Origin of the sequence: Pseudomonas sp. zfem002, assembly GCF_032621685.1 — a bacterium.
Classification (GTDB): Bacteria; Pseudomonadota; Gammaproteobacteria; order Pseudomonadales; family Pseudomonadaceae; genus Aquipseudomonas; species Aquipseudomonas japonica.
The window spans coordinates 1-13,208 of the sequence record NZ_JAVYJH010000047.1 but is presented as its reverse complement, the minus strand read 5'-3'; the positions used below and the strand labels follow the sequence as shown (position 1 = coordinate 13,208).

Annotated in this window: 13 protein-coding genes; 2 read left to right on the top strand and 11 right to left on the bottom strand. The window is 65.4% G+C overall.

Annotated features, from left to right (window positions below):
- Positions 1 to 235 precede the first annotated feature (235 nt).
- Positions 236 to 1,057 carry a tetratricopeptide repeat protein gene (locus RTI28_RS29685; RefSeq protein WP_316923799.1) on the bottom strand — a complete coding sequence of 274 codons (822 nt, stop codon included), beginning with the start codon at positions 1,055 to 1,057 and terminating at the stop codon, positions 236 to 238.
- A gap of 209 nt (positions 1,058 to 1,266) precedes the next feature.
- On the opposite strand from RTI28_RS29685, the gene RTI28_RS29680 reads away from it, so the two are divergent.
- On the top strand, positions 1,267 to 2,271 hold the full coding sequence (locus RTI28_RS29680; protein WP_316923798.1) for a helix-turn-helix transcriptional regulator: 1,005 nt from the start codon (positions 1,267 to 1,269) through the stop codon (positions 2,269 to 2,271).
- Between the two features lie 7 nt (positions 2,272 to 2,278).
- On the opposite strand, the gene RTI28_RS29675 is transcribed toward RTI28_RS29680, so the two are convergent.
- The 10 genes from RTI28_RS29675 to dadA form a co-directional block, all read right to left on the bottom strand.
- Positions 2,279 to 3,145, bottom strand: coding sequence for an ABC transporter permease (locus RTI28_RS29675; protein WP_316923797.1), 867 nt, complete (start codon positions 3,143 to 3,145; stop codon positions 2,279 to 2,281).
- A 13-nt stretch (positions 3,146 to 3,158) separates the two neighbouring features.
- Positions 3,159 to 4,022, bottom strand: a complete 864-nt coding sequence (locus tag RTI28_RS29670; RefSeq protein WP_316923796.1) for an ABC transporter ATP-binding protein — start codon at positions 4,020 to 4,022, stop codon at positions 3,159 to 3,161.
- Positions 4,023 to 4,026: 4 nt separating this feature from the next.
- The gene (locus RTI28_RS29665; RefSeq protein ID WP_316923795.1) at positions 4,027 to 5,046 is read right to left on the bottom strand and encodes an ABC transporter substrate-binding protein; all 1,020 of its coding nucleotides are present in this window, start codon (positions 5,044 to 5,046) and stop codon (positions 4,027 to 4,029) included.
- 18 nt (positions 5,047 to 5,064) lie between these two features.
- Positions 5,065 to 5,964 carry a TauD/TfdA family dioxygenase gene (locus RTI28_RS29660; RefSeq protein ID WP_316923794.1) on the bottom strand — a complete coding sequence of 300 codons (900 nt, stop codon included), beginning with the start codon at positions 5,962 to 5,964 and terminating at the stop codon, positions 5,065 to 5,067.
- A 385-nt stretch (positions 5,965 to 6,349) separates the two neighbouring features.
- Positions 6,350 to 8,203 carry an acetyl-CoA hydrolase/transferase C-terminal domain-containing protein gene (locus RTI28_RS29655; RefSeq protein ID WP_410479052.1) on the bottom strand — a complete coding sequence of 618 codons (1,854 nt, stop codon included), beginning with the start codon at positions 8,201 to 8,203 and terminating at the stop codon, positions 6,350 to 6,352.
- A gap of 191 nt (positions 8,204 to 8,394) precedes the next feature.
- Positions 8,395 to 8,799, bottom strand: coding sequence for a c-type cytochrome (locus RTI28_RS29650; protein ID WP_316923800.1), 405 nt, complete (start codon positions 8,797 to 8,799; stop codon positions 8,395 to 8,397).
- Between the two features lie 160 nt (positions 8,800 to 8,959).
- Entirely contained in the window at positions 8,960 to 9,508 is a 549-nt protein-coding gene (locus RTI28_RS29645) for a cupin domain-containing protein (protein WP_316923792.1), read from the bottom strand.
- Between the two features lie 105 nt (positions 9,509 to 9,613).
- Entirely contained in the window at positions 9,614 to 10,687 is a 1,074-nt protein-coding gene (gene alr / locus RTI28_RS29640; RefSeq protein WP_316923791.1) for an alanine racemase, read from the bottom strand.
- Between the two features lie 88 nt (positions 10,688 to 10,775).
- The gene (locus RTI28_RS29635) at positions 10,776 to 11,129 is read right to left on the bottom strand and encodes a RidA family protein (RefSeq protein WP_316923790.1); all 354 of its coding nucleotides are present in this window, start codon (positions 11,127 to 11,129) and stop codon (positions 10,776 to 10,778) included.
- Positions 11,101 to 12,402 (bottom strand): D-amino acid dehydrogenase, encoded by a 1,302-nt coding sequence (gene dadA / locus RTI28_RS29630; RefSeq protein WP_316923789.1) that lies wholly within the window; start codon positions 12,400 to 12,402, stop codon positions 11,101 to 11,103. The genes RTI28_RS29635 and dadA overlap by 29 nt, the downstream gene beginning before the upstream one ends.
- 154 nt (positions 12,403 to 12,556) lie before the next feature.
- Between dadA and dadR the strand changes: the two genes are divergently transcribed.
- Positions 12,557 to 13,045, top strand: a complete 489-nt coding sequence (gene dadR, locus RTI28_RS29625; protein ID WP_042121505.1) for a transcriptional regulator DadR — start codon at positions 12,557 to 12,559, stop codon at positions 13,043 to 13,045.
- The last annotated feature ends 163 nt before the right edge of the window (positions 13,046 to 13,208 follow it).

The following is a 13,208-nucleotide window of genomic DNA, read 5'->3' as shown; positions in this document are numbered from 1 at the left end:
GCTGCTGGTGTTCTTTTGGAGGGCGTCGAGAGTCATAGGCGGGTGTCGTGAATATATTCATAGTTTGCTAACTATCTATATTCTTCGATCCCGCAGAAGGCGTCAAGCACTGCGCCCGCTGTAGGAGCGGGCGTTGCCCGCGAAAGGACCGCACAGCGGTCCCAGACCTCACCGCAGTCAGGGGCCGCTGTGCGGCCCTTTCGCGGGCAACGCCCGCTCCTACAGGGCCACCACATCAAGGCTTTAGCTGATCCTCCAGCTTCATCGTCAGCGCCAGCGGGCTGCCCAGCCCGATCGCCTGGTCGCGCCAGAACAGGTAGCGCAGGTCATTGCCCCCTTCCTGGAAATGCATGGCCAGTTCCTCGGCCGCCTGCACCACCCCGGCCACCGCCGCCAGTTCCAGCCAGTAGACCCCGGCCCGGCTGTCGGCAGGCACCTGCTGCCCGTGCAACAGCCGATAGCCGGCCTCGAAACGACACCGCGCATCACCGCGCTGGGCGCCGCGCAGAAACCATTCGCAGGCCAGCCCCAGGTCCACACGCCAGGGATTGGGCTCATCATCGCTGTCGCAGGTTTCCTCTTCGTAGAGATCGCCCAGCGCCGCCGCGGCTTCCGCCAGCCCGGCCTCGAACGCATGACGGTAGTACTCGGCAGCGCTGGCATAGGAAATGTTCACGCCCTTGCCGAAGTAATACTGCTGGCCGAGGTTGAACCAGGCCACGGCGCTGCCCTGCAACGCCGCCATGCGCAGCAGATGCCCGGCCAGCACCGGATCGGCGCGCCAGTAGCGGCCGTTCAGCCAGATCCAGCCCAGGTCGTTGAGCGCCGCCACGCTGCCCGCCAGGGCCTGCCTGCGCAGGTCGGCATAGACGCCCTGCAGGTCCGGCGCCTCGTCCAGCAGGCTGACCAGGCTGAAGCTTTCGCCCAGCGCCGCGCGCTGCGCCGGCATGCCCACACCGGTGTACAGGCGCCGCACATGCACGCGCGAGGGCGCGGGGATGACGCGCTCCGGCAGCAGGCGCCCGAGCAGAGAATAGATATTGCTGGCAGCAGACATGTTCATCCTCATTGACCCGCCCTCCTTCTTGGTGTCCTTGTGGGCGATGAGGCTCGATTTTGCTCAGCGTCACGACAAAACCTGTCGCATCCGCGTTCGTCGGGGCAATTCACCGGTTCGTCCTTGAAATGGATAAATTAATGGCAAATTGCCATATCATGTCGCGGACTTCGCGCGACCGCCGCAAGCCTAGACAAGGACTCACCGTTTTGCCCTCCGCCACCACCCGCGCCACCCTCAGCCGTCAATGGGAACTGCTGCGCCAGCTGCCCAGCCGCTCTCCCGGCATCACCACCGCGGAACTGGTGATACGTCTCAAGGACGCCGGTTTCAACATCAGCAAGCGCAGCATCGAGCGCGACCTCAACGAGCTGTCGCTGATCTTCCCGCTGGAGCGCAACGACCGCAGCATTCCCTACGGCTGGTACTGGGCCGCCAATGCCTGCGTGGAACTGCGTGGCCTGAGCGTGAGCGAAGCGCTGAGCCTGGCGCTGGTGGAAGAAGCCGTGCGCCCGCTGCTCCCCGGCAGCATGCTCAAGGGCCTGGATGCACGCTTCGCCCATGCGCGGCAAAAGCTCGAACACCTGTCGGCGGAAAACAAGGCGGCGCGCTGGCTGGACAAGGTCGCCAGCGTGCGTCCGGAAATGAACATGCGCGCCCCCGAGGTGCCGGACAGCATCCTCGAGACCGTGCAGAAGGCGCTGCTCGAAGAACACCAGTTGCAGTGCCTGTACTACTCGGCGCACAACGACCGCACCGTCGAGCTGACCCTCAATCCGCTGGCGCTGATCCAGCGCGGTCAGGTCGCCTACCTGATCGCCACGGCGCAGCCGTACAGCGACATCCGCCAGTTCGCCGTGCACCGTTTCCGCCAGTTGCATGTGCTCGACAGCCCGGCCCAGGGCCTGGGCGACTTCGACCTGCACAGCTACCTGCGCAGCGACGCCCTGCAGTTCGGCAGCGCGGAGAAGATCGAGCTGCGGGCCTGGATCAGCGACAATCTGGCTCGCCTGGTCCGCGAGACGCCGCTGTCGCCCGACATGCAACTCACCGACCTGGCCCACGGCCACCGCCTGCAGGCCACGGTCAGCAACAGCTGGAGCCTGCGCTGGTGGCTGCTGAGCCAGGGGGATGAACTGGTCGTCGAGCAACCACCGGCCTTGCGCGAGCTGATCTCGCAGACCCTGAGCAAGGCGGCGGCGCAGTACCGCTAGAGTGCCGCTAGCGTTGCATGCCCCAGCGGCGCACGGTGACCCGTTCCAGCGCGTTGAACACCAGCCCTTCCACCAGCAGGCCGATGAGGATCACCACCGCCAGCCCGGCGAAGACCTTGTCGGTGTACAGCTCGTTGCGGTTCTGGAAGATGTACCAGCCCAGGCCACCCTTGCCGCTGGTGGCGCCGAAGACCAGTTCGGCGGCGATCAGCGTGCGCCAGGCGAAGGCCCAGCCGATCTTCAGCCCGGAGAGGATCGACGGCAGCGCCGCCGGCACCAGGATATGCACGACCAGGCGCAGCCCGCGCAGGCCATAGTTGCGCCCGGCCATGCGCAGGGTTTCGCCGACGCCGAGAAAGCCCGCATAGGTATTCAATGCCAGGGCCCAGAGCACCGAATGCACCAGGACGAAGATCAGGCTGTTCTCGCCCAGGCCGAACCACAGCAGCGCCAGCGGCAGGAGGGCGATGGCCGGCAGCGGGTTGAACATCGAGGTCAGGGTGCCGAGCAGGTCGCGACCGATCTGCGTCGAGACCGCCAGGCTGGTCAGGCCGAAGGCCAGGACGATCCCCAGCAGATAACCCTTGAGCAGCACCACCAGGGAGACCCCGACCTTGGCCGGCAGCTCGCCACTGACGAGGCCATCGAACAGCGCCCGGACGGTCTGCAGGAAGGTCGGCAGCAGCAGGTCGTTGCCCTGGTAGCGGGCCGCCGCCTCCCAGGCCAGCGCCAGCAGGATGAGGATCACGCTCTTGCGCAGCCAGCCGTGCTGCCAGAGACGCTGCAGCAGCGGTAACTCACGCTCCAGGGCGACGCCGTCCCATGGCGTCAGAGCGACTTCGTACTCCTGGCGGGGAGTGGATGAGGTAGTCATGGCGAGGGTCCCGTCAGTAGGCGATGCGCAGGTCGGCGAAGTCCAGCGCGGCCGCGGCGGCCGGCGTCTGGCCGTCTTCGAACAGCAGGTTGTGGATGCGCCGGGCACTGGCCTGGAAATCGGCGCCGCCAAGGCTGTGCAGGTCGTACTGATGGCTGTGGATCTCGGCCCGCACCCGTCCCGGATGCGGCGACAGCAGGAGGATGCGATTGCCCACCACCAGCGCTTCCTCGATGGAGTGGGTGACGAACAGCAGGGTGAACCTGACCTCCTCCCACAACGCCAGCAACTCTTCCTGCATCTTGCGCCGGGTCAAGGCATCGAGGGCGGCGAAGGGCTCGTCCATCAGCAGGATCTTCGGCTGCATGGCCAGCGCCCGGGCGATCGCCACCCGCGCCTTCATGCCGCCGGACAAGGTATGCGGATAGGCATCGGCGAACGCCGCCAGGCCGACCTTTTCCAGGTACTCCAGGGCCCGCTGTTCGGCCTCGGCGCGCTTGAGCGTGCCGGACACCAGCAGCGGGAACATGACGTTCTGCTTCACCGTCTTCCACGGTGGCAACTGGTCGAATTCCTGGAACACCACGATGCGATCAGGCCCCGGGCCGTTCACGGCCTGGCCCTGCAGGCGGATCGAGCCTTCGCTCGCGGCGATGAAGCCACCGACCGCCTTGAGCAGGGTCGACTTGCCGCAGCCGGAAGGTCCGAGGAGGACGAAGCGATCGCCCTTGTCCACGTCGAAACTGACCTGGTGGGTGGCCCGCACCACGCGCTGCGCGGTGCGGTATTCCAGGCTGAGGTTGTCCACCTGCAGCAGCGGTGGCGTGTCTACGCGGCTCAGCGTGCTGGCCGTGTGGCCTTGCAGTCGGGCGGTCATGAACTCAGCTCCCCTGAAGCGGTTTTTCATCCTGGAAGAAGTAGTCCTTCCACGATTCCGGCTTGTGCTTGATGGCGCCGACCCGGTAGAGGAATTCCGCCAGTTGGTAGGTGTTCTTCGGCGTGACGGTGAACTCGTACTTCGGGTTGTCGATGATCTTCAGCAGGTCCTCGCGGCTGATCTTGGCCTTGGTCACGCGGACATAGGTGTCCGCCGCCGCGGCCTTGTCGCGCTGGGCGAAGTCCGCCGCTTCGGCGAGGGCATCGACGAAGGCCTTGTAGGTCTTGGGGTTGTCCTTGCGGAACTGCTCGGTGGTGAACAGCACGGTCGGCGAGTTGGGGCCGAGCAGTTCATAGGTATCGAGGACGACGTGGACATCCTTGTTGGCCAGCGCCTGCTCCTGGAACGGCGGGTTGGAGAAGTGTCCGTTGAGCTCGGTGCCACCGGCGATCAGCGCCGCGGTGGCGTCCGGGTGCGGCACGGCGACGGTGTACTTGTCGAGGCGGTTGAACTCCTTGTCGCCCCACTGCTTCGCGGCGGCGTACTGGAGGAAGCGCGACTGCACCGAGACGCCCACCGCCGGCAGGGCGATACGGTCCTTGTCGCTGATGTCGGCGATGCTCTTCACGTTGGGGTTGCTGCTCAGCAGCTGGTACGGGAAGTTGCCCAGCGAGGCCACGGCCTTGACGTTCTGCCGGCCCTGGGTGCGGTCCCAGATGGTCAGCAGCGGGCCGACGCCGGCGCCGACGATGTCCACGGAGCCCGAGAGCAGCGCGTCGTTGGTCGCGGCGCCACCGGACAGCTGGGTCCAGTCCACCTTGATGTCGATGCCCTGCTCCTTGCCGTGCTTCTCGATCAGTTGCTGGTCGCGGACCACGTTGAGCAGCAGGTAGACGATGCCGAACTGTTCGGCGATGCGGATTTCGCCTTCGGCGTGGGCGGTGGCCGGGGCCACGAGGCTACCGGCAACCAGGCTGGCGCTCAGGCCGATACCGGCCGCGAGGCGGCTGAGTGTTTTGCGCATGATGGATTCCTCGGCGGATCAGAACGGGGCGTCGCCCTGGATGGTGGTGCGGTACAGCTTGCGGCGCAGGTGCGCCGGACAGCCGGTGGCGAGGTGGATCAGCGAGCGGTTGTCCCAGAACACCAGGTCGTGGGGGCGCCACTGATGGCGGTAGATGTTCTGCTCCAGCACGCTGTGGGCGTACAGCTCGGCGAGGATCTGCCGGCTTTCGTCGTCGGGCAGGCCGACGATGCGGGTGGTGAAGCCTTCACTGACGAACAGCGCCTTGCGCCCGTTTTCCGGGTGGGTGCGCACGATCGGGTGGATGACCTCGGCGACCTGCGCCAGTTGTTCGGCGGTCAGGGTCGGGCGCCAGTTGCCCTCGAATTTGCTTTCACTGTAACGCGCGGTGTAGGAATGCGCCGCCTGACGGCCTTCGACCGCCTTGCGCAGCGCTTCGGGCAGGCCGTCCCAGGCCTTGTGCATATCGGCGAACAGGGTGTCGCCGCCTTCGCTGGGCAGTTCCTGGGCGTGCAGCATCGAGCCCAGGCTTGGCAGCTCCTTGTACGACAGGTCCGAATGCCAGAACTTGCCGGCATCACCGAGGCCGATGTTCTGGCCGTTCTCGACGATGTTGGAGACGATGAGGATTTCCGGGTGGTTGGCCAGCAGGAACTGCTTGAGCACATGGATCTGCAGCACGCCGAAGCGGCGGCTGAAGGCGATCTGTTGTTCGGGGGTGATGCGCTGGTCGCGGAAGACCAGCACATGGTGGTCGAGGTGGGCCCGGTGGATCCTGGCGAAATCCTCGCCGTTGACCGCTCGGGTCAGGTCCAGGCCGATGATCTCGGCGCCGACCGCGCCCTCGAAGGGCCGGATCTCGAAGTGTTGCTGCTGTGCGCTGTCGATGGACGACAAGGCGTTGGAGGCCGCTGACATGTTCAACTCCCGCGAAGCGAGCGCCAATGAGGCGCGCGTCGATCAGAAACTCACGGTTTCGCCGTGTGGGTTCGTGTTCGTGCGGCGCGCCGATTGGTCGGCAGGTACGCAGGAGTCAAACATTAAAGGAATAAGAAAAATAATTTAAATATCTTTAGTGAATAACAATATGAGGGTTTTTGAGCCCACCCTGCTCGCGAAAGCCCTGCAATTGGATGTGCGGCTTGCCCGTGAAAACCCTGTAATTGGATACGCGGCTTGCCCGCGAAGGGCCTGTAATTGGGATACGCGGCTTGCCCGCGAAGGGCCGCGCAGCGGTCCCCGACTGCGGTGAGGTCTGGGATCGCTGCGCGATCCTTCGCGGGCAAGCCACGCTCCTACACGTTCAGCCCGGAACGCCGGCGGTCGCCTGCAACCCCGCCAGCAACAGCCGCTGATAGATCTCCTCCTTCAACCCCTCCGGCTTCTCCAGCCCCATCCTCGCCAACTGCGCCGGCCAGGCCTCCGGCGGCGGGGCATCCAGCGCCGCCTTGCCCAGCTCCAGCACCTCGCTCAACTTGAACTTGCTCTTCAACCAGTTCAGCGCCCGCAACAGATCACGCTCCTCGGCCGTGAAGTCACAGCCCAGCGGATACTCCGGGAACAGCCGCCCATGCCGGCCGCGCAGCGCCTCCAGGCGCTGCAGGGTGTTATCGCGATAGCGCGCATCCAGGACGAAATCCGCCGCCAGCTTGCCGGCCTTCTGCGCCTCGGCCTGCAGGTGCGGCTGGAAGCGCGAATCGCTGATCGCCAGCAGCCGCGCGATCACCTCGGCATCGGTCTGCCCACGCAGATCGGCGATACCGTACTCGGTCACCACCACGTCGCGCAGGTGCCGGGGAATGGTGCAGTGGCCGTAGTCCCAGACGATGTTCGAGCTCACCTCACCACCCGCCTCACGCCACGAGCGCAGCAGCAGGATCGAGCGCGCGCCCTCCAGCGCATGGCCCTGGACCACGAAGTTGTACTGGCCGCCAACGCCGCTGAGCACCCGCCCGTCTTCCAGCTGGTCGGCCACGGCGGCGCCCATCAGGGTCATGCTGAACACCGTGTTGATGAACCGCGCATCGCGGCGTTGCAGGCGCTTGAGCGACTCCTGGCCGTACAGCTCGTTGATGAAACTGATCGCGCTCATGGCGATGCGGCTGCGCATCGCCAGCGGCAGCTCGCGCAAGCGCTGATAGAACGCCTGCGGCCCGAGGAAGAAGCCGCCATGCACCAGCACGCCATCGTCGCTGTCCGGCGCCCCGTCGAGGGCCGCCTGCTGGCGCGCGTCGTCGGCATACACCGCACGCCGCACGATCCCCGCCTCCAGCAGCGCCAGCAGGCCGTTGACGAACATCTCGCTGCAGCCATAGAGCCCCTGGGCAAACGGCAGCACCCCGCCTTCGCGCTCGATCAGGCGCTGCCACGGCGACAGGTCCAGATCGCCGAGCAGGGCCTGATAAGCCGGATTGTCCGCCTGTCGCGCCAGCAGCGCCGCGGCCAGGGCGTCGCCCATGGCACCGATGCCGATCTGCAGGGTGCCGCCGTCGCGCACCAGGGCGCTGGCGTGCAGGCCGATGAAATGGTCCTGGGTGCCCACCGGCATGTTGGGCGTGGAAAACAGCCGGGTACGCTCGGGCTGGTCGATCAGCAGATCGAAGTCCCCGCGCGCCAGCTCGGCGGCACCGGGCATGTAGGGCAGTTCGGCATGCACCTGGCCGAGCAGCAGGATGGTTTCACCCGCGGCGCGCCGGCGCTGGATCATCGGCAGCAGGTCGAGGGTGATGTCGGGGTTGCAGCTCAGGCTCAGGTGATCGGGACGCGAAGGCTCCTCGGCGACGATCTGGGCGATCAGGTTCAGGCCCTTGGCATTGATGTCCCGCGCCGCATGGCTGTAGTTGCTGCTGACGTAGTCCTGCTGCGCCTGCGCGCTGTGCAGCAGGCTGCCGGGCTGGAAAAAGAACTGCTCGACGCGGATGTTCGCCGGCAGCTGGCTGGGGCGCAGGTCGTGGAGAAAATCCAGCTCCGGGTAATCGGCGAAGACCCGTTCGACGAAGGGTTCGAGAAAGCGTCGCTGCAGGCCGTCACCCAGCTCGGGGCGACCGAGGCACAGCGCCGTGTAGATCGTCAGCCGCCGCTCAGGCAGATCCCGTACCCGCGCATATAGCGCGTTGACGAACCGGTTGGGTTTGCCCAGCCCCAGGGGCAGGCCCATGTGGATATGCGCCGGCAATCGCGCCAGCACCTGGTCCACTGCTTCCTCGATCGAAACCTTGCGCACGCTGTCGTCTCCCGGTGATGCCCGTTGCCTGAAGGTTGGACCGGGCGGGTGTACGAATTACTGCACAGTAGCCCAGAAACGACGAAGCCCGCGCAAGGCGGGCTTCGGTGCGGCAATCGCGCGGCTTACAGGCCGGACATCTTCTTGATGGCGCCTTTCAGGTCGTCATCCGAGCAGTCGGCGCAGGTGCCCTTCGGTGGCATGGCGTTGATGCCGGTGATCGCCTTGGCGAGGATGCCGTCCAGACCACCCTGGTGGTCGGCGCGCTCTTTCCAGGCCGCGGTGTCGCCGATCTTCGGCGCGCCCAGCAGGCCGGAGCCATGGCAGGCGTTGCAGTGCTTGGCGATGATGTCGTCCGGGGTCTTGGCCGCACCGCCACCAGCGGAGGCCGCCACTTCCATGCCCTTGCATTCCTGGCCCTGGACGCAGACCTGGCCGACCGGCTCCAGGCGTTTGGCAATGTCGTCGTTGGTCGCAGCCTGGGCACTGACCGCCCAAAGGGCCACTACGGTAGCTGGTATGGCCAGCATTTTCTTGATTGGATTCACACGTACACCCTCATGGTGGCTAGTCACGCCCGCGGCCACGGATTCGCAGGCGGCGCAAGTATAGCGGGAACCCTGACTCGCCGAAACAACCCCATTAAATAAAGGGGTTTATCCGCGACAATCAGCCGCGCCACCCTCCCCGTCAGAAGTTCGCGGGGGTGGCCGCGCTGATCAGCCTGGCCGGCTCATCGTAGGGATTGCGAAAACGGTGCGGCTTGGTGCTTTCGAAATAGTAGCTGTCGCCCGCTTCGAGGATGAAGGTTTCCAGGCCCACCACCAGCTCCAGCTTGCCTTCGAGGAGGATGCCGGTCTCTTCGCCATCGTGGGTGAGCATTTCCTCGCCGGTATCGGCGCCCGGCGGGTAGATTTCGTTGAGGAAGGCGATGGCCCGGCTCGGATGGCCTTTGCCGACCAGTTTCATGGTCACCGCGCCGTCCGAAATGTCGATCAGTTCGTGGGCCTTGTAGACGATCTGCGTCGGATTCTCCGGCAGCAGGTCCTCGGAGAAGAACTCCATCATCGACATCGGAATGCCGCTCAGCACCTTGCGCAGCGAGCTGATCGACGGGCTGACGCTGTTCTTCTCGATCATCGAGATGGTGCTGTTGGTGACACCCGCACGCTTGGCCAGCTCCCGCTGGGAGAGGCCCTTGATCTTGCGAATGGCTTGCAGTCGTTCACCGACGTCCAATGCTGGAGCCCTCCTGAGGAACGAATGGGGTCGAAATGTGCGCCATCATCGCAACAGCGTTCAGTATTTACAACACTTCGACCCGCAGCTCGTCAGCAATGGCACTCACTCTCCGGTATAGACCAAAGGCACTCGGCGCAGGTTGCAAAAGATCTGGTAGGGGATGCTGCCGGCCTGGGTCGCCACGTCGCTGGCGAGGACGTTCTTGCCCCACAGTTCCACCGGGCTGCCGAGACCGGCTTCGGGGGCGTCGGTCAGGTCGATGCACAGCATGTCCATCGACACCCGGCCGATCAGCTGGCTGCGCTTGCCCGCCACCAGCACCGGGGTGCCGGTGGGCGCGTGGCGCGGATAGCCGTCGGCATAGCCCATGGCGACCACGCCGACCCGGGTCGGCCGCGGGCTGACGAAACGCGCGCCGTAGCCCACCGGCTCGCCGGCCGCCAGTTCGCGCACGCTGATGACCTTCGACTCCAGGGTCATCACCGGCTGCAGGCGCTCGGCCTCGGCCTGGGCGGTCTCGAACGGGGTCGCACCGTACAGCATGATGCCCGGGCGCACCCAATCGCTGGGGACCTGCGGCCAGCCCAGGACCGCCGGCGAATTGCGCAGGCTGACCTCGGCCTTGAGGCCCTGGCGCGCCGCCTCGAACACCGCGACCTGCTCGTTGCTGGCATTGCTGTCCAGTTCGTCGGCGCGGGCGAAGTGGCTCATCAGCACGATCTTCGACACCTTCCCACTGCCCTGCAGGCGCTGGTACGCCGCCTGGTAGTCACGCGGATGCAGGCCGACGCGGTGCATGCCGCTGTCCAGCTTCAGCCAGACCTGGATCGGCCGGGCCAGGCTGGCCTTCTCGATCGCTTCCAGTTGCCACAGCGAATGCACCACGCACCAGAAATCATGCTTGACGATCAGCTCCAGCTCGCTGGCCTCGAAGAAGCCTTCGAGCAGCAGCACCGGCGCCTTGATCCCCACCTCGCGCAGTGCCAGCGCCTCTTCGATGCAGGCCACGGCGAAACCGTCGGCTTCGGCTTCCAGGGCCAGGGCGCAGCGCACCGCGCCATGCCCGTAGGCATCGGCCTTGATCACCGCCAGGGCGCGCGCCCCGGACAGCTGGCGGGCGAATCGGTAGTTGTGACGCAGTGCTTGGAGGTCTATCAGGGCACGGGCGGGACGCATGACGGCAGCCTTCTGGCAGTCTGTTTGGAATAAAAGGCCCGGTGCCGCAACGACCTGTAAGCCAGGGCACCGGGTGAAGAGAGGAACGTTACGAGAGCGCGGCGACCACCGACATTTCGACGAGGATCTCCGGCTCGCAGAGCTTGCTTTCGACCGTGGCCCGGGCCGGCGCGACGCCCTTGGGCAGCCAGGTGTCCCAGACCGCGTTCATGCCCTGGAAGTCGGCATCGATGTCCTTCAGGTAGATGGTCACCGAGAGCAGGCGGGTCTTGTCGGTACCGGCCAGGTCCAGCAGGCGTTCGATATTGCCCAGCGTCTCGCGGGTCTGCTGCTCGATCCCGGCGTTCATGTCGTCACCCACCTGGCCCGCCAGGTAGACGGTGCCGTTGTGGACGACGATCTGACTCATGCGCTCATTGGTGAGCTGGCGCTGGATTGCCATGCTTGGCGGTCTCCTGGGTGTGTCCGTAACGGGAAATGTCGAGGCCTTCGGCGCTGATCTGCGGTTTCTTGCGCGCCATCAGGTCGGCCAGCAGACGCCCGGAACCACAGGCCATGGTCCAGCCGAGGGTACCGTGGCCGGTGTTGAGGAACAGGTTGCGGAACGGCGTGGCACCGACGATCGGCGTACCGTCCGGGGTGGTCGGGCGCAGGCCGGTCCAGAACTCGGCCTGGCGCAGGTCGCCGCCGAGAGGATAGAGATCGTTGACGATCATCTCCAGCGTTTCACGCCGGCGCGGGTTCAGCGACAGGTCGAAACCGGCGATCTCGGCCATACCGCCGACGCGGATGCGGTTGTCGAAACGGGTGATCGCGACCTTGTAGGTCTCGTCGAGGATGGTCGAGGTCGGCGCCATGTCCGGGTTGGTGATCGGCACGGTCAGCGAGTAGCCCTTGAGCGGGTACACCGGGGCCTTGATGCCCAGCGGCTTGAGCATCTGCGGCGAATAGCTGCCCAGGGCCAGCACGTAGCGGTCGGCGGTTTCCAGCTTGCCGTCGATCCACACGCCGTTGATGCGGTCGCCGGCGAAGTCGAGGCGCTGGATGTTCTGGCCGAAGCGGAACTCGACGCCGAGCTTGATTGCCATTTCCGCCAGGCGGGTGGTGAACAGCTGGCAGTCGCCGGTCTGGTCGTTGGGCAGGCGCAGGGCGCCGGCGAGGATATCGGAGACATTGGCCAGGGCCGGCTCGACCCGGGCGATGCCGTCGCGGTCCAGCAGCTCGTAGGGCACGCCGGCCTGTTCGAGGACGGCGATGTCCTTGGCGGCGTTGTCGACCTGGGCCTGGGTGCGGAACAGCTGGGTGGTGCCGAGGGTGCGGCCTTCGTAGGCGATGCCGGTTTCGGCGCGCAGTTCGTCGAGGCAGTCGCGGCTGTACTCGGACAGGCGGACCATGCGCTCCTTGTTCACCGCGTAGCGGCTGGCGGTGCAGTTGCGCAGCATCTGCGCCATCCACAGGTACTGGTCGACGTCACCGGTGGCCTTGATCGCCAGGGGCGCGTGGCGCTCCAGCAGCCACTTGATGGCTTTCAGCGGCACGCCCGGGGCGGCCCACGGCGAGGCATAACCCGGCGACACCTGGCCGGCGTTGGCGAAACTGGTTTCCATGGCCACCGCCGGCTGGCGATCGACCACCACGACTTCGAAACCTTGCCGGGCCAGATAGTAGGCACTGGCGGTTCCGATCACACCGCTACCAAGTACCAGAACGCGCATGTTGTTATCCCTCGAGGCGGCGCACCGCCACAATTTTGTGAATGGCATGAATGCGCGCAGTGTAAAAAACTCGGGGCAGTGCATTTCACTATATAAAAACCTATATTTGGCGAGAATTCTCGGCAAAGTCGGCTTTTACAAAGGGGCATCCACTATGAGAACCCAGCACCAAAGCAAGCGCGAGCTGGACAAGATCGACCGCAACATCCTCCGTATCCTGCAGACCGACGGGCGCATTTCCTTCACTGAACTGGGCGAGAAGGTCGGCCTGTCGACCACGCCGTGCACCGAGCGGGTCCGCCGCCTGGAGCGCGAGGGCATCATCATGGGCTACAACGCCCGGCTCAATCCGCAGCACCTCAAGGGCAGCCTGCTGGTGTTCGTCGAGATCAGCCTGGACTACAAGTCCGGCGACACTTTCGAGGAATTCCGCCGTGCCGTGCTCAAGCTGCCGCATGTACTGGAATGTCACCTGGTCTCGGGGGACTTCGACTACCTGGTGAAGGCGCGGATTTCCGAGATGGCCTCGTACCGCAAGCTGCTGGGCGACATCCTGCTGAAACTGCCGCATGTGCGCGAGTCGAAGAGCTACATCGTGATGGAAGAGGTGAAGGAGAGCCTGAACCTGCCGATTCCGGACTGAGCATCAACGGCGGCCTATCAACTGATTGGGTCGAGGTAACGGGACTAGTGCCCGTTACCCCTCCCACACCACCGGACGTGCGGTTTTCCGCATCCGGCGGTTGGATCGCTCAGCGTTGCACTGAGGCGAGATCTTGCGCAGTGATCAGTCCAAACCGCCGCAG